Origin of the sequence: Streptomyces sp. RB17 (genome assembly GCF_009604455.1) — a bacterium.
In the GTDB taxonomy this organism is placed as follows: Bacteria; Actinomycetota; Actinomycetes; order Streptomycetales; family Streptomycetaceae; genus Streptomyces.
In genome coordinates, this window is record NZ_WEGL01000008.1 from 478,181 (window position 1) to 492,365 (window position 14,185).

Annotated in this window: 15 protein-coding genes and 1 pseudogene; 4 read left to right on the forward strand and 12 right to left on the reverse strand. The window is 72.9% G+C overall.

Features of this window, described 5'->3' with window-relative positions; translation table 11 throughout:
- Nucleotides 1-3: 3 nt before the first annotated feature.
- Entirely contained in the window at nucleotides 4-801 is a 798-nt protein-coding gene (locus tag SRB17_RS33450; RefSeq protein ID WP_323376610.1) for a helix-turn-helix domain-containing protein, read from the reverse strand.
- 96 nt (nucleotides 802-897) lie between these two features.
- On the opposite strand from SRB17_RS33450, the pseudogene SRB17_RS48245 reads away from it, so the two are divergent.
- Nucleotides 898-1,374 (forward strand): annotated as a pseudogene (locus tag SRB17_RS48245) (SDR family oxidoreductase); the annotation flags it as partial.
- Nucleotides 1,375-1,810: 436 nt separating this feature from the next.
- Here the strand turns inward: SRB17_RS48245 and SRB17_RS33460 are convergent.
- Nucleotides 1,811-3,250 carry an MFS transporter gene (locus SRB17_RS33460; RefSeq protein ID WP_153544195.1) on the reverse strand — a complete coding sequence of 480 codons (1,440 nt, stop codon included), beginning with the start codon at nucleotides 3,248-3,250 and terminating at the stop codon, nucleotides 1,811-1,813.
- Nucleotides 3,251-3,342: 92 nt separating this feature from the next.
- Here SRB17_RS33460 and SRB17_RS33465 point away from each other — a divergent pair, with 92 nt between their 5' ends.
- Entirely contained in the window at nucleotides 3,343-3,744 is a 402-nt protein-coding gene (locus SRB17_RS33465; RefSeq protein ID WP_153543939.1) for a winged helix-turn-helix transcriptional regulator, read from the forward strand.
- A gap of 53 nt (nucleotides 3,745-3,797) precedes the next feature.
- Here SRB17_RS33465 and SRB17_RS33470 read toward each other — a convergent pair whose 3' ends face one another.
- The 6 genes from SRB17_RS33470 to SRB17_RS33495 all read right to left on the reverse strand — a co-directional run bounded on the left by SRB17_RS33470 (nucleotide 3,798) and on the right by SRB17_RS33495 (nucleotide 7,879).
- A complete protein-coding gene (locus SRB17_RS33470) occupies nucleotides 3,798-4,220 on the reverse strand; it encodes an acyl-CoA thioesterase (RefSeq protein WP_323376611.1) in 423 nt (140 codons plus the stop codon).
- A gap of 52 nt (nucleotides 4,221-4,272) precedes the next feature.
- A complete protein-coding gene (locus tag SRB17_RS33475; protein ID WP_323376612.1) occupies nucleotides 4,273-4,911 on the reverse strand; it encodes a hypothetical protein in 639 nt (212 codons plus the stop codon).
- Between the two features lie 153 nt (nucleotides 4,912-5,064).
- Nucleotides 5,065-5,664, reverse strand: a complete 600-nt coding sequence (locus tag SRB17_RS33480) for a histidine phosphatase family protein (RefSeq protein WP_323376613.1) — start codon at nucleotides 5,662-5,664, stop codon at nucleotides 5,065-5,067.
- 35 nt (nucleotides 5,665-5,699) lie between these two features.
- Nucleotides 5,700-6,860 carry a serine hydrolase domain-containing protein gene (locus tag SRB17_RS33485; RefSeq protein ID WP_153543941.1) on the reverse strand — a complete coding sequence of 387 codons (1,161 nt, stop codon included), beginning with the start codon at nucleotides 6,858-6,860 and terminating at the stop codon, nucleotides 5,700-5,702.
- 39 nt (nucleotides 6,861-6,899) lie between these two features.
- The gene (locus tag SRB17_RS33490) at nucleotides 6,900-7,124 is read right to left on the reverse strand and encodes a DUF397 domain-containing protein (RefSeq protein WP_153543943.1); all 225 of its coding nucleotides are present in this window, start codon (nucleotides 7,122-7,124) and stop codon (nucleotides 6,900-6,902) included.
- Nucleotides 7,121-7,879, reverse strand: coding sequence for a helix-turn-helix domain-containing protein (locus SRB17_RS33495; RefSeq protein WP_153544199.1), 759 nt, complete (start codon nucleotides 7,877-7,879; stop codon nucleotides 7,121-7,123). The genes SRB17_RS33490 and SRB17_RS33495 overlap by 4 nt, the downstream gene beginning before the upstream one ends.
- A 227-nt stretch (nucleotides 7,880-8,106) precedes the next feature.
- Between SRB17_RS33495 and SRB17_RS33500 the strand changes: the two genes are divergently transcribed.
- Nucleotides 8,107-8,544 carry an ATP-binding protein gene (locus SRB17_RS33500; protein WP_153543945.1) on the forward strand — a complete coding sequence of 146 codons (438 nt, stop codon included), beginning with the start codon at nucleotides 8,107-8,109 and terminating at the stop codon, nucleotides 8,542-8,544.
- A 4-nt stretch (nucleotides 8,545-8,548) separates the two neighbouring features.
- Here the strand turns inward: SRB17_RS33500 and SRB17_RS33505 are convergent, their stop codons facing one another.
- Entirely contained in the window at nucleotides 8,549-9,757 is a 1,209-nt protein-coding gene (locus tag SRB17_RS33505) for a pyridoxal phosphate-dependent aminotransferase (protein WP_153543947.1), read from the reverse strand.
- Nucleotides 9,758-9,838: 81 nt separating this feature from the next.
- Here SRB17_RS33505 and SRB17_RS33510 point away from each other — a divergent pair, with 81 nt between their 5' ends.
- Entirely contained in the window at nucleotides 9,839-10,465 is a 627-nt protein-coding gene (locus tag SRB17_RS33510; protein ID WP_153543949.1) for a winged helix-turn-helix transcriptional regulator, read from the forward strand.
- 31 nt (nucleotides 10,466-10,496) lie between these two features.
- Here SRB17_RS33510 and SRB17_RS33515 read toward each other — a convergent pair whose 3' ends face one another.
- From SRB17_RS33515 to SRB17_RS33525, 3 genes are read right to left on the reverse strand one after another with little or no spacing between them, the layout of a single operon-like run.
- On the reverse strand, nucleotides 10,497-11,279 hold the full coding sequence (locus tag SRB17_RS33515; protein WP_153543951.1) for a hypothetical protein: 783 nt from the start codon (nucleotides 11,277-11,279) through the stop codon (nucleotides 10,497-10,499).
- The gene (locus SRB17_RS33520) at nucleotides 11,279-12,541 is read right to left on the reverse strand and encodes a VWA domain-containing protein (RefSeq protein ID WP_153543953.1); all 1,263 of its coding nucleotides are present in this window, start codon (nucleotides 12,539-12,541) and stop codon (nucleotides 11,279-11,281) included. The genes SRB17_RS33515 and SRB17_RS33520 overlap by 1 nt, the downstream gene beginning before the upstream one ends.
- A 9-nt stretch (nucleotides 12,542-12,550) precedes the next feature.
- Entirely contained in the window at nucleotides 12,551-14,092 is a 1,542-nt protein-coding gene (locus tag SRB17_RS33525; RefSeq protein WP_323376614.1) for an IucA/IucC family siderophore biosynthesis protein, read from the reverse strand.
- Between the last annotated feature and the right edge of the window lie 93 nt (nucleotides 14,093-14,185).

A 14,185-nucleotide genomic window follows, 5' to 3' on the forward strand; every position in this document is an offset into this window, starting at 1 on the left:
GGTTCAGGTGCGCGGGCCCACCTGGCACGGCGTGACCGCGGGCAGTCGGCCGGTGACGTACGACTTGGGCGGCACCCCCATCAGGGCGCGGAAGTCGGACGTCATGTGGGACTGGTCGAAGTAACCGGTGGCTGTGGCGAGTTCGGCCCAGCGGGCGGTCCCGGCCCGGGTGACGACCGTACGGACGCGGTCGATGCGGGCGTAGTGCTTGGGGGAGACCCCGACGCCCTCGGCGAACAGGTTCCGCAACTGGCGCTCGCTGACGGCCAGTTCCCGGGCGACGTCCCGGACCTGCGCGGGCGCCCGGTCCAGGCGCACCGACAACGCCGCCACACCGGCCCGGAGCAGCTCCGTCCGGGCCGGATCCACGGCGTCGGACAGCAGGCCGGGCAGCACCTCGGCGAGCGGCGGCAGCGCCTCCCGCGGGTCCAGCCGGCGCATCTCGCGCGCGAGCCGGCGCGCCGCCCCGTCCGGCAGCTGGTCCAGCGACACGACCCGGCCGACCAGCGCGGCGGCCGGAACACCCAGCAGCGGCCGGGCCGTACCCGGGGCGAGGCGCAGCTCCACGCAGGAGACGCGGGTCTTGCCCCGGTGGTAGGAGGCCCGCACCCGTGGCCCCACGGCCAGCACGTCCCGCCGTCCGTCCGCCGTCACGCGCAGCACCACCTTGGTCACCGCGTCGGGCAGATGGACGAACGCCTCCTCGGGCGGCTCGGCGAAGGACACGGTCCGCACCCCGGCGAGCCACGGGCGCAGAACGTCGGGCGTGCTGGGGGTCTGCCAGGCGGTGGTGTTCGGCACCCTTCCACCGTAAGCGCCCGCAACCCCCGTCCGGGCGGGCCGGTCGTGCCGGAATTTCCAAGAGACCGGCCCCGCATCCGGCCCATCGTGGACCTCATGATTCTGGTGACGGGTGCCACGGGCACCATCGGAAGTGACGTCGTACGACAGCTGGCCGCGCGCGGGGAGAAGGTGCGTGCCCTCACCCGCGACCCGGTGACGGCGCGGGTGCCCGCCGGGGTGGAGGTGGCGCGCGGGGACTTCCGCGAACCGGCGTCCCTGGAGGCCGCGCTGGAGGGGGTGACGGCCGCCTTCCTGCTCCGTCCGCCCGGCGCCGACGAGGGCCAGGACGCGGCGCTGGTCGAGGCGGCCGGCGTGGCGGGCGTACGACGGCTGGTGAAGCTCTCCGCCATCGGCACCGGCGATCCCGCGGTCGGCCCCTCCGGGCTGTGGCACCTGGACGGCGAGCGTGCCGTGCGCGACAGCGGCGCCGAGTGGACGGTGCTGCGGCCGTCGTCGTTCGCCTCCAACGCGCTGAGCTGGGCGGAGCCGCTCCGGGCGGGCGAGCCGGTGCCCAACATGACCGGGGACGGGGCGTCGGGCGTGATCGATCCGCGCGATGTGGCGGCGGTCGCCGTCCGGGCGCTCGTCGACGCGGGGCACGCGGGGCGGACCTACACTCTGACCGGGCCCGAGGCGGTCAGCGTCCCCGGGCAGACCGCCGTGCTCGCCGATGTCCTGGGCCGCCCGGTCCCGGTCCGGGACCTGTCGCCGGAGCAGACCCGCCAATTCCTCCGCACCGCCTGGGGTTTCGACGAGGAGCGGGCGGACGGCATCCTGACCGCCGTCGCGTTCGTCCGCGACGGCGGCAACGCCGTGGTCACCGAGGACGTCCCGGACGTGCTCGGCCGGCCGGCCCGGAGTTTCCGGGAGTGGGCCGAGGACCACAAGGAGGCCTTCGGGCGGGCTGAACGCCCGGCGACAGGGCGGAGCCGACCGCGGGCCGGCGGTCGGCCGAGCGCCGCCGGCCTCACCGGTTCCGCGGCCGCAGCACCGCTCCCGCCAGGACCAGCGCGGCCACCGCGATCCCGGTCGCCACCCGGAACGCCAGCCGGTAGCCCTCCGCCGTGGCCGGGATCTGCTCCGCGCCCGCCTCCAGCAGACCGCCGGTGCGGCTCGCCGCCAGCGTGCTCAGCACCGCCAGGCCCAGCGAACCGCCCACCACCTGCGTGGTGTTGAACAGCCCGGACGCCAGTCCCGCGTCCTCCTCCCGCGCCCCTGACATCGCGAGCCCGGTCAGCGCCGGCATCGCAGCGGCGAACCCGGCGGAGAGCAGCAGCAGCGCCGGCAGCACGTCGCCGGCGTAGGAGGCGTGGACCGGTGCGCGGCTCAGCAGGGCCATACCGGCGACGATCAGCGCCAGACCGGCCAGCAGCACCCGGTACGCGCCGTACCGGGCCACCGTCCGCGCGGACAGGCCCAGCATCAGCAGCCCGATGGCGATCGGCGCCGGCAGGAACGCGGTGCCGGTCGCCAGCTCGCCGTAGCCCAGCACCTTCTGCAGATACAGCGCGCCGATGAACTGGAAGCCGTACATCGTGGCGATCATCAGTACCTGCACCGCGTTGGCGCCGGTCAGCAGCCGGGAGCGGAACAGGCGGGGCCGCAGCAGCGGGCGGGCCGCCCGGACCTGGCGCAGGGTGAACGCCGCGAACAGGGCGAGGGCGAGAAGCGCGAGCAGTGCGGTGCCGGCCGGCGCGCGGTCACCGGTGCCCACGATGACGTACACCGTGAGCATCAGCGCGCCCGTGACCAGCGCGGCCCCCGGGTAGTCGGCGCCCCTGCCGAGCCCGGCGCCGCGCTCCGGCGCCAGCACCCGCACCGCCGCGAGCCAGGCGGCCACCCCGATCGGCAGGTTGATCAGGAAGATCCAGTGCCAGTTCAGGGCCTGCGTCAGCGCGCCGCCGAGGAAGGTGCCGAGCGCCCCGCCGGCCGCGCCCACCGCGCTGAACGCCGCGATGGCGCGGGCCTGTTCACGTGGCTCGGGGAAGAGCGCGACCAGCATGCCGAGGACCACCGCGGAGGCCATCGCCCCGCCGGCCCCCTGCAGCGCCCGTGCCGCGATCAGCAGCCCCTGACTCGTGGCCAGCCCGGCCAGCACCGATGCCGTGGTGAAGACCGCCAGCCCGGTGGTGAACATCCGCTTGCGGCCCACCAGGTCGCCGAGCCGGCCCATCAGCAGGAGCAGCCCGCCGAAAGCGATCAGATAGGCGTTGACCACCCAGGCGAGACCCGGCCCGCTGAACCCGAGATCGCCCTGGATGGCGGGCATCGCCACCGTGACGATGTTGCCGTCGAGGATCGTCATCAGCGTGCCGGCGCACAGCACGGCGAGAGACGTCCAGCGGGAGTACGGCCCTCGGGATGTCACCGGCGTCGGTGACGGGCTGTTCTCGATCACGGCCGACATGGCTACCCCGTTCTTCATACGCACCTTGGTGCACGACTTGTAACGGGGACCATCGTGAGTGACCATGGAGGCCGGCGTAAGGAGGCAGTCCGATGTCCCAGAGGCACACCGGTGTAACCGTCCAGGCAGTGAACGCGCAGGCCTGCCCCGTCCGCGAAGTTCTTGACAGGGTGGCCGGGAAATGGAGCGTGCAGATCCTCGTCGCCGCCTCGCACGGACCCATCCGGTTCACCGAACTGGAGCGCGGCATCGAGGGCATCAGCCGTCGGATGCTCACCCTCACCCTGCGCAACCTGGAACGCGACGGCCTGGTGACCCGCACGGTGCATCCGACCGTGCCCCCCAAGGTGGAGTACGAACTCACGGCCGTGGCCCATGAGTTGAACGACACCCTGCAGCGGCTGACCGACTGGGCCGAGCGGAACCGGATGTACATCGCGACGGCGCGGGCGGCCTACGACGCCGAGCACCGGCCGGAGCTGCTCGACGCGTAGACCGGCGGGCTCTACAGGGCGGGGCCTACAGGGCGGGTTCTACAGGGCGGGGCCTACAGACCGAACAGAGCGAGGTCCGTCGTCAGCTCCTTGAACACCTCACGCGGGTCGGGGACCAGCGTGCGCTCCGTGAGATCCAGCAGGCCGCCCACCGCACTGACCTCGGCCGCCAGGGTGCCGTCGGTCTTGCGTATCTCCTGCACGATCCGGAAGGTCTTGCCGCCGCCCCACTCGAACGCGCAGGTCACGTCGACCTCGTCGCCGGCGAGCAGTTCGCGCCGGAAGCGGAGCGTCGTCTCCAGCGCCACCGGGCCGACTCCCCGGCCCACGAGCCGGGCCTGGCTGATCCCGGCCGCTTGGAGCAGCGACCAGCGGGCGTGCTCCGCGTAGTTGAGGTACACGGACTGGTTGAGGTGTCCCTGGGTGTCGGTCTCGTAGCCGCGGACGGTCACTCGGACGGAAAACGGTTCGGCCACTGTTTGCCCTTCTCGCGTTCGGATCTCCGGTCGGTCGATCTTGGCACGCCGCTCAGACCCGGCGCGGGGAGGCGAGCAGATAGCGCACCCGCGTGCGCGGTTCGGTGTACTCGCCCGCCTGCCAGCCCGCGCCCGTCAGCGTGGCCGCGCAGGCCGCCAGGCTCTCCGCGTCCGGCGCGTACACGGCGATCGCCTCCGGCTGCGGGGTCGCCCGCACCCGGTAACCGTCCGCGCTCCCGCTCGCCGGACGGTGCCCGGCCGCCTCCAGGGCCAGGGCCGCCGCCCGGACCAGATGCGCGCGCTCCCAGCCGCACGGCCGGTCCACCGCGCCGCCGGGATTGGTCATCCGGCGCAGCTCCAGCAGTCCCTGCCAGGCGCTGTGCACCTCACGCAGCCGCGCCGGACCGTCCGCGGGCGGCTCCTCCTCGCCCCCGACCCGCGCCGCGAACACCCCCGTGTCCGCCGCGGGCTCCTCCGGTGCCGCCTCGGACACCGCTTCCCGGGGCTCCGCCTCCCGTATTCGATGCCCCGCCGGCGTCAGGAAGTGCTCGTGCGGCGGCCGCGGATGCCGGAAGGCCAGCCCCCGCTTCACCAGCGCCGCCAGTTGCGCCTCTGTACCGCGCAGCCGCCCGGTCAGCGGATCGGCGGCCTCGATCACCCGCCGCTGCGCGGCGCTCGGCGGTCGGCTCACAGCGCACTCCTCCCGGTCCCGCGCCCCGTCCGGGCCCGCCCGTCCGGCGGCCCGTTCGCAGAGTTCGGACGCTTCATTCGCAGAGTACGGCCCGGGTCTGACAACGCGGCGGTGCTTCTGCGGCGGGCTGCGTGCGGTGGCCCGTGCGACCGACTACTCCCGCGGCCGGATGTTCCACCCCGCCACCACCGGCCGGTCGTGCTCCGTGCCCAGTCGGCACAGGGCTCCTGTGGCCAGCTGGAACAGGGCCCCGTGCTGGGGCGGGAGGCCGAGGCGGCGGGCGGTGAGGACGCGGAGGAAGTGGCCGTGGGCGATCAGCACGACGACGCCCTCGGTGTTGGCGAAGGCCGCGTCCACCTTGGCCAGCATCCGGTCGGCGCGCTCGCCGACCTGCTCCGGCGTCTCGCCCGGATGCCCAGGCGGCCCCGGCGCGACCCCGTCCGTGAACAGGAACCAGCCCGGCCGGCTGCGCTGGATCTCCACGGTGGTGACGCCCTCGTAGCCGCCGTAATCCCATTCGTGCAGGTCGGCGTCCACCCGGGCGTCCGGGATCCCGATGAGCTCGGCGGTCTCCCGGGCCCGCTGCATGGGGCTGACGAAAGCGGCCCCGATCCGGTGCGAGCGGATCAGCGGCACCAGCCGGCGCGCCTCCTCCCGCCCGTGCTCGGTGAGGGGTACGTCGGTCCAGCCGGTGTGCCGTCCGGACCGCGACCACTCGGTCTCACCGTGCCGGACGAGAAAGAGGTCACCCACGTCAGCGCCCTTCCCGCTCGCCTGTCAGCACCGTGTCACAGGGAGGCGGCCGCCCGCAGGACGGACTCGGCCAGACGGCCGTTCTCCAGGGCCGCGCCCACCCCTGAGGGGAAGGAGAACCGGCGCCGGGTGTAGGCGTACGCGATGCCGTTCGCCGGGTCGGCGAAGCCCAGCGAGCCGGTCGCGCCGCTGTGCCCGAAGGTGCCGGCGTCGAGGAACGGGTAGAGCGCGGGGGTGTGCTCGAAGCCGCGCGCGAAGTGGTCCTGGCTGCCGGTGACCAGGTCCGGCCCGCCCGGGGTGCGGAGCTCGGCGAACCGGGCCGCGGTGGCGGGCGTGAGCAGCGGCGGCCTGCCGTCGACGGTGCTGATGGCGGCCGCGAACATCCCGGCGACCCCGCGCGCGTTGCCCACCCCACCCGAGGACGCGGGCCCGAGCGCCTTCACACGGGAGTGATTGCCGAAGGCCACCATGTCGGTGGGCTGCCCGGCGTGCGCGTTGAAGGCGATGCCCCGGATGCTGTCCGGGGCCGCCGCCCGCTCCTTCAGCAGTACGGCCTCCTCCGGGGTCGGCAGCAGCGGCTGCACGTCCACCCAGCGTGACTCCGCCTCGGCGGGCAGACCCAGGTAGTAGTCGAGGCCGTACGGCGCCCGGATCCGCTCCTCGTACAGCTCCTGGACCGACCGGCCGGTCACCCGGCGCACCACCTCGCCGGTGAGGGCGCCGATGACGAAGGCGTGGTAGCCCCAGGCGGTACCCGGCTCCCACAGCGGCGCGCGCTCCGCCAGCCGGGCCGCGGTGATCCGGTCGTCGGCCAACTCCTCGATGGTGAACGGTTGTTCGGCGTCGCCGACGAGTCCCGCCCGGTGCTCCAGCAGCTCACCCAACGTCAGCCGGTCCTTGCCGTGAACGCCGAACTCCGGCCAGTAGGACGCGACTTCGCGGTCCAGGTCGAGCACCCCGTCCTGCACCAGCAGGGCGACGACGAGGTGCGCGGCGCCCTTGGCGATGGAGTACAGGGTCGTCAGCGAGTCCCCGTCGATGCCGTCGCCGCCCCACAGGTCCACCACCCGCCGCCCGTGCCGGTACACCACGAGCTGTGCGCCCGGATCGTCCCGCTCCTCGGCGAGCACCGCCGCGAACTCCTCGCGTACGCCCTCGAACCCCTCCGCGACGGTTCCGTGCACGTCGATCCGCATGCGTTGTTCCCCCTGTCCGGTGACGGCCTGAGGGGATCGTCAACCGGCGGCCGCGGCCGGGCATTCCCCGGCGTACGAGACGAAGGCGGCCCATCCCTGCGGGCCGACGGAGAGCTGGGGGCCGTGGGTGTGCTTGGAGTCCCGTATGTGGATGGTGCGGGGGGTGAAGGCGACCTCGACGCAGGCGGGACCGTCGTCGGTGCTGTAGCTGCTCTTGAACCACTTCAGTTCGGAGCCGTGACCGGCCGGGGGCTTCGCGCTCATGTTTCTCCCAGGACTTTTTCGACGAAGGCCAGTGACTCCGGCGGCGGAAGGGCCTGGGCCCGGATGACCCCGTAGCGCAGCTCCAGGACCTGGATCTCCTTGGGCTCCGAGATCAGTCGGCTGAAGCGCTGAACCTCGTTGTGCCCCACCGTGCTGCCCTCCTTGAGTCGCAGCAGGTGAAAGGGCCCGCCGAGACCGGCGTTGTCCTCGCGATCAAGAGGTAGCACCTGGATCTCCACGTTCCGCATCTGCCCGACTTCCAACAGCCGTTCGAGCTGTCGGCGCATGACCATTCTGCCCCCGACCCGCCGCCGCAGGGTCGCCTCATCATGCACAAAGCTGAAGGCGGGGATCATCTGCTTACCGTCGATGATCCTCTGGCGTGCCAGCCGCGCGGCGACACGCTGTTCCACCTCCTCCTCGGTGAACGCCGGTCGCCGCGAGCCGAACACGGCCCTCAGATACTCCTCGGTCTGCAGGAGCCCGTTGATCACGGAGTTGTCGTAGGAGCAGATCTCGACCGCCTCCGACTCCAGCTTGGCCAGATCCCGCACCTTCTTCGGATACCGGGCTTCCTCCACGTCCTTCTTCAACGCGGCGATGACTCCGTGCGCGTCGAGCGCCTCGTCCGCCGCGTCGAGGAACTGCCCCTTCGGCGCCCGCCGCCCCCGCTCCACCGAGGACACCTGTTCCTCGCTGTAACCGATGGCCGCCCCCAACTCGGCCTGGGTGAGCCCCTTACGCTCCCGGTACATCTTGATGATCTTGCCGACGGTCCTCAGGACGGCCGCCGACTCCTCGTCCTCGGCGTGCCACGTCACGTCCTCCACCCGACACCTCCATGCCGCTGGTCCCCAACCCCGCACCGGCCGGCCGCGTCACGCGTCACCACCCGGACAATCCCGGACAGCCACCGTACAGTGACGCTGCGTACCGCCGTGGTCGCTGTTCAGCGTAGAGTCGGGTGACCACGCTGAGTGACATGAACGTCGATATCGCCGCGCCCGCCCGTCACTTCACCGTCCGGCTCTCGGCCACGCCCCGAGGCGCTCGCCTCGCCCGCCGTCTGACGGCCGAGCAACTGGACACCTGGGGCTGGCCGTACGACACGGAGGGGAACGAGACCGCCGTGCTGCTCGTGGCCGAGCTCGCCGCGAACGCGGTGCGGCACGGGCGGGTGAGGGGACGCGACTTCCGGCTGAGGCTCACCCTCTTCCCCGACGGCCCCGCACTCCGCATCGAGGTCACGGACTCCCGTACCGACCGTCACCCGCCCGCTCCCGGCGCACTCGCGGCGGCCTCTCCCGAGGCGGAGTCCGGCCGGGGCCTCCTGCTGGTGGAGGCGCTGGCCGGTCACTGGGGAACGACGTGCGGGGACCCGTACACCAAGACCGTCTGGTGCGAGGTCGTCCTCGGCTGAACCGTCATTGCCGGTACCCGCCGAGGAAGCGCCCGATCCGGCCGATCGCCGCCTCCAGGTCCTCCGCGTGGGGCAGGGTGAGGATGCGGAAGTGGTCGGGGGAGGGCCAGTTGAAGCCGGTGCCCTGGACCACCTGGATCTTCTCGCGCAGAAGCAGATCGAGGACGAACCTCTCGTCGTCGTGGATCGGGTGCACCTTCGGGTCGATGCGCGGGAAGGCGTACAGCGCGCCCTTGGGCTTCACGCAGGACACGCCGGGGATCTCGTTGAGCTTCTCCCAGGCCACGTTCCGCTGCTCGTACAACCGGCCGCCGGGGACCGTCAGTTCGCGGATGGACTGGCGGCCGCCGAGCGCGGCCTGGATCGCGTACTGGGCGGGCGCGTTGGCGCACAGGCGCATGGAGGCCAGCATGGTCAGGCCCTCCAGATAGTCCTTCGCGTGCTGTCTGGGGCCGGTCACCACCATCCAGCCGGAGCGGAAGCCCGCGACCCGGTACGTCTTCGACAGGCCGCAGAAGGTGAGGACGACCAGGTCGGGGGCGAGCGCGGCGGCCGAGTGGTGCACGGCGTCGTCGTACAGGATCTGGTCGTAGATCTCGTCCGCGAACACCATCAGGCCGTGCCGGCGGGCCAGGTCGAGGATGCCCTCGACGACCTCCTTCGGGTACACCGCGCCCGTCGGGTTGTTGGGGTTGATGATGACCACGGCCTTCGTGCGGTCCGTGATCTTCGAGGCCATGTCGGCGAGGTCCGGGGTCCAGTCGGCCTGCTCGTCGCACAGGTAGTGCACCGCCTTGCCGCCGGCGAGGGTGGTCACGGCGGTCCAGAGCGGGAAGTCCGGTGCGGGGATGAGGATTTCGTCGCCGTCCTCGACCAGTGCCTGTACGGCCATGGAGACCAGCTCGGACACGCCGTTGCCGAGGTAGACGTCGTCGACCCCGACCTCCAGGCCCAGGGTCTGATAGCGCTGGGCGACCGCGCGGCGGGCGGAGAGGATGCCCCGGGAGTCGGTGTAGCCGTGCGCCTGCGGCAGCATCCGGATCATGTCCTGGAGGATCTCCTCCGGCGCCTCGAAACCGAAGGCCGCGGGGTTGCCGGTGTTCAGGCGCAGCACGCTGTGCCCCGCCTCCTCCAGCGCGTTCGCGTGCTCGATCACCGGGCCGCGGATCTCGTAACAGACCTCGCTGAGCTTGTTCGACTGCCGGAACTCCATGCGCCCCTCCGGAAACTGGTGTTACTTGGTTTTACCAAGTGGACGCTTGGAAAGTCCAACATCTTGTCTAGACTGCGTCGCATGCCACCTCGCCGAAGCTACGACCAGTACTGCTCCGCAGCCCGCGCCCTCGATCTCGTCGGCGACCGCTGGACCCTGCTGATCGTCCGGGAGCTGCTGGCCGGCCCCCGCCGCTACACGGACCTGCACGCGGACCTGCCCGGCGTGAGCACGGACGTACTCGCCTCCCGGCTGAAGGACATGGAACGCGACGGCCTCACGACCCGCCGCAAGCTGCCCCCGCCGGGCGCGGCCTATGTGTACGAACTCACCGGGCGGGGGCAGCAGTTGCTGCCGGTGCTGCAGACGCTGGGCAGGTGGGGCGAGGCGGAACTGGGGGAGCGGCGCCCGACGGACGCGGTACGGGCCCACTGGTTCGCCTTGCCGCTGCTGCGCGCACTGGAAGGGGAGGGGCTGGTCGAAGTCCGGCTGGACGAGGGGGACTTCCACCTGCGCCTCGGCGCGCAGGAGGGCCCGGTGTACGGCGACGGGCCCGCCCCCGACGAGCCCGACGCACGGCTGACGATGGACGCGGCGACCTGCGAGGCCGTCGCCCGCGGCGAGCTGCACCTGACCGACGCGGTCCGCGCGGGCCGGGTGACGGTGACAGGGGACGGCGCACCGGCCAAGGCCCTGCGCGAGGCCTGAGAAGGCCCGCCGGCAGGCGGGCCTTCAGCCGCTACGACGGCCGGCCGGAACCCCGCGTCAGCGCATACCCGCCGACCCCGGCGAGAGCCGCCAGCACGCCCCCGATCGCGGTCCACACCCACCGGTCGGACCACCACCCGGACGACCAGCCGTCGTCCGAGCCGAAGCTGGACAGCACCGCGGCCTTCGAACCGTCCCCGCTCTCCTCGGACTTGACGGCGATGCCGGGGACCAGCGGCTTGCCGAGCGAGCCGTCCACCGCCGCCGCGCCGCCGACGTCCTCGGAGTCGGCGCGGACCTCGACGCCGACCGGCTTGCCGAGGTCACCGGAGCCGAGGTCCACGACCGTCAGCCGGATGTAGTACGTGCCCGGCAGCGGGTCGTTGCCCCAGGGCTCCGACCAGCCGCGCACGGTCCGCAGGACACAGGCCAGTTCGACGGAGGAAGCGCCCTCCTCGGCCGTACGGCTCGCCGCGCCGTACTGGCAGGCCTGCCGGCGCCGCAGTCCGTCGTACACGTCGATCTGCCAGGTCTGCGCCCCGTGCGTGGCGGGCAGCTTCACCGTCGCCCCGACGGTGGGCCGCTGCCCGGTGTCCGCGGGGAACGACCAGTACAGGTAGTCACCCGTCGAACCGGACGCGGTGGCCTGCTGCCCCTGCTCGATCTCCGTCGCCGTACGGAACGACGTGCCCGCCTGGGTGGGTGCCTTGCCGTCGGCCGAGGCACTGGGGGACGGGGAGGAGTCGGCCGCGGCCGGTCCGGCCGCGAGTCCGAGTGCCAGCAGCGCGGCACCCAGCACATGTGTGATCCGCATCAGTTCGTCCTCCAGACCGCGACCCGCCACCGCGACAGCCATCCCCACAGCAGACCGGCGACAAAGCCGACCAGCACCAGCGCGCCCAGCAGCCACCAGCCGCGCCCGAGGCCGAAGGAGGCCACGTCATGGTGCCCGGAAGGCCCGTCCACGACGTCGACCGTCAGTTCCAGCGGCAGGCCCGGCGTGGTCTTCACCCCCGTCGTCGCGGAGAAGGAGTTGGTGACCTGCAAGCACACCGTCTCCGCCGGCGCCGTGTCGTCGTCGCTCTCCGGCTTCGGATAGCGCAGACCCGTCGAGACGACGTCCGTACGGCCCGTGCCCGCGGCCTCGCCGCGCACGATCTCCCGTCCGTGCACGGTCACCGCCCGCAGCAGCACTCCGTAGTCCGGGTTGACGGCGCGGTCGTCGGCGACGCTCACCGAGGCGCGCAGTTCCTGGCCGGGGTCGACGTCGACCTTGTACCAGCGCTGCTGCCCGAACTCCTCACGGTCCGTGTACAGCCCGGACTTCAGTGTCGGCGCGCTCGCGCACTGCGCGGCACCCTCCGTGGCCACCGGCGTCACCACCGGATCCGCCGCCCGGTCGACCAACTGGCCCACCCGGTCGGACAGTTCCTCCCTGTGCCGTACGTCGGTGTACGTGCCGCCGGTGGCGTCCGCGATGCAGCTGAGCTGGTCGCGGGTCTTGGCGTCCGGCACCAGACCGAGGGTGTCGATGGTCAGGCCGATGCCCTTGGCGGCTATCTCGCGGGCCACCTCGCACGGGTCGAGCGGCTGGCAGGTGTCCTCGCCGTCGCTGATCAGGACGATACGGCGGGTGCCACTGCCGCCGTTCAGATCGTCCGCCGCCTTCAGCAGCGCGGGCCCGATCGGCGTCCAGCCGGTGGGCTGCAGCGTGGCCACCGCCGTCTTCGCGTCGGTCCGGTTCAGCGGGCCGACCGGATAGAGCCGGGCCGTGTCCTTGCAGCCCTCCTTGCGGTCGTTGCCCCGGTAGTTGGCGCCCAGGGTGCGTATGCCGAGCTGGACCTCCTGCGGGGTCGCGTCCAGCACCTCGTTGAACGCCTGCTTCGCCGCGGCCATCCGCGAGCCGCCGTCGATGTCCCGGGCCCGCATCGAACCGCTGACGTCCAGCACGAGTTCGACCTTGGGAGCGGCCTGTCCGGTCTCATCGGCGACGGCCCCGCCGGGAAACGCGATCCCGGCCGCCAGGGCGGCGAGCAGAGCACAGACGCCCGCCGCCAGCCGTTGTCTTGTGATCATCGCCGGATCTTATGGAGCGGACGCGTCGTGCTCCAAAACGAGCGGGTTCGGAAGCGACGTCCACTGGTCGCCCGGGGTCTGCGGGGACAGCCGCATCAGGGTCAACGCCTTGGCCGGCAGCGGCCCTTCGCGCAGGGCACGCAGATCCGATGTGTCCGGCAGGTCCGGTACGGCGGACGCCAGCGCCGCGCCCAGTGCCGGGCCCGTACCCGCCGTACCGGCCAGTGCGCCCGCCACCAGCGAGCCGAACAGCTTGCGGCGCAGGGCCGTTTCGTCGTCCGTGATCAGACGGCCGGTCAGCGGCGGCCGGGTGACGCCGTGCCGGGTCAGGCGGGCCGGGCTGATCCGGATGTCGGCCAGGTCGCGGTAGACCAGCCGCAGCGGGGTGCCGTCGGCCGACAGGATCACCAGCAGGTTCTGGCCGTGCGCCTCCAGCGCCACGCCGAGATCGAGGAGACGCAGCCCCACGGTCAGCGCCAGCCGGGCGAACGCGGCCAGCCAGGCCGGGGAGTCGGGCAGTGCGGTCATGGCGAGCGCGGCCACCGGTACGACCCACTCGCCCGGGCCGGCGTACGCCTCGGGGGGCTCCCGCAGCAGCGCGGCCAGGTCGGGGGAGTGGGCCGAGACCGCGCCCAGCGTGCGGGTGATGTGCAACAGGCCCTCGGTGCGCGCCGCCAGCTCCTCGCCGAGCGCGGACAGGGATGCGGCGGCCCGCACCGAGTACGGGGAGATGTCCCGCACGGAGGACGTCAGCCGGGTGCTGAGCGCGGTCTTCACATGCGGGCCGTCCGGCAGCGCGAGCGTGCGCAGGGAGAGCAGCGGGCGGGCCGGCCGCCAGGGGGCGTACGGCCGCTTCAGGACATGGTCCGCCTGCCACGGGTGCACCGGCAGCAGCAGCCGTTCGCCGTCCCGCAGCTCCCGCGGCCAGTCGCCGGTCACCAGGCACTCCTCCGCCGGGACCGGCACCGTCCGCAGCTCCACGACGGGCCGGTGCTCCGGGCCGTACGCCAGCTGGTCCGCCACCGAGAAGCCGGGCCGGGCGCGGCAGCCCGGGTGGTACGGATGCCCGTCGGTCACCCGCTGCTCCCACTGCCAGGTCTTCCCCCCGCCTTCGGCCGGGGGGACCCTCACCGGCCACTCCTTCGACTGCTCCCCGTCGGCCCGCGACAACGCCAACGAGGCGACACTGTCGGCCAGTTCGGCCGCGAACGCGGCGCCGTGCGGCACCCCGAGGGCGCTCAGCAGCCCGGCCGGATCCACATGGCGCTCGCGGTCCAGGCGGACACCGGTGACGTACGCGCTCGTGGCGTACGGGTCGGCGTGCGGCCCGTACAGCGTCCGGCCGTCGGCGAGCCGCAGCGCGAGGCTGTGCGCGCCGTGCGTCCGGCCGGTGACCCACGGCAGCGGCTCATGGGCGAGCGCCCGCCACAGCCGGGTCAGCACCGCGGCGCGGGCACCCGGCAGCTCCGCCGTGTACCGGGGCAGCAGCCCGGGCCGGACGGCGGCCAGCTCCTCGGCGACCCGGGGTTCGGTGGCGGGGGGACGGTGCACGGTCGGCTCCTCGGGTACACGCGGCGCGGAGGACGATTGTCGGCGACGACGGACAGGGCGACGACAGACAGGACGACGACAGACAGGACGACG

Excerpts from the sequence above, each read along its gene's own strand:
- SRB17_RS33490 (WP_153543943.1), bottom strand. The coding sequence starts at position 7,124 with ATGAGCGCGAAGCCCCCGGCCGGTCACGGCTCCGAACTGAAGTGGTTC.
- SRB17_RS33515 (WP_153543951.1), bottom strand. The coding sequence starts at position 11,279 with ATGCGGATCACACATGTGCTGGGTGCCGCGCTGCTGGCACTCGGACTC.
- SRB17_RS33505 (WP_153543947.1), bottom strand. The coding sequence starts at position 9,757 with ATGGAGTTCCGGCAGTCGAACAAGCTCAGCGAGGTCTGTTACGAGATC.
- SRB17_RS33520 (WP_153543953.1), bottom strand. The coding sequence starts at position 12,541 with ATGATCACAAGACAACGGCTGGCGGCGGGCGTCTGTGCTCTGCTCGCC.
- SRB17_RS33510 (WP_153543949.1), top strand. The coding sequence starts at position 9,839 with ATGCCACCTCGCCGAAGCTACGACCAGTACTGCTCCGCAGCCCGCGCC.
- SRB17_RS33465 (WP_153543939.1), top strand. The coding sequence starts at position 3,343 with ATGTCCCAGAGGCACACCGGTGTAACCGTCCAGGCAGTGAACGCGCAG.
- SRB17_RS33460 (WP_153544195.1), bottom strand. The coding sequence starts at position 3,250 with ATGTCGGCCGTGATCGAGAACAGCCCGTCACCGACGCCGGTGACATCC.
- SRB17_RS33495 (WP_153544199.1), bottom strand. The coding sequence starts at position 7,879 with ATGTACCGGGAGCGTAAGGGGCTCACCCAGGCCGAGTTGGGGGCGGCC.
- SRB17_RS33500 (WP_153543945.1), top strand. The coding sequence starts at position 8,107 with ATGAACGTCGATATCGCCGCGCCCGCCCGTCACTTCACCGTCCGGCTC.
- SRB17_RS33485 (WP_153543941.1), bottom strand. The coding sequence starts at position 6,860 with ATGCGGATCGACGTGCACGGAACCGTCGCGGAGGGGTTCGAGGGCGTA.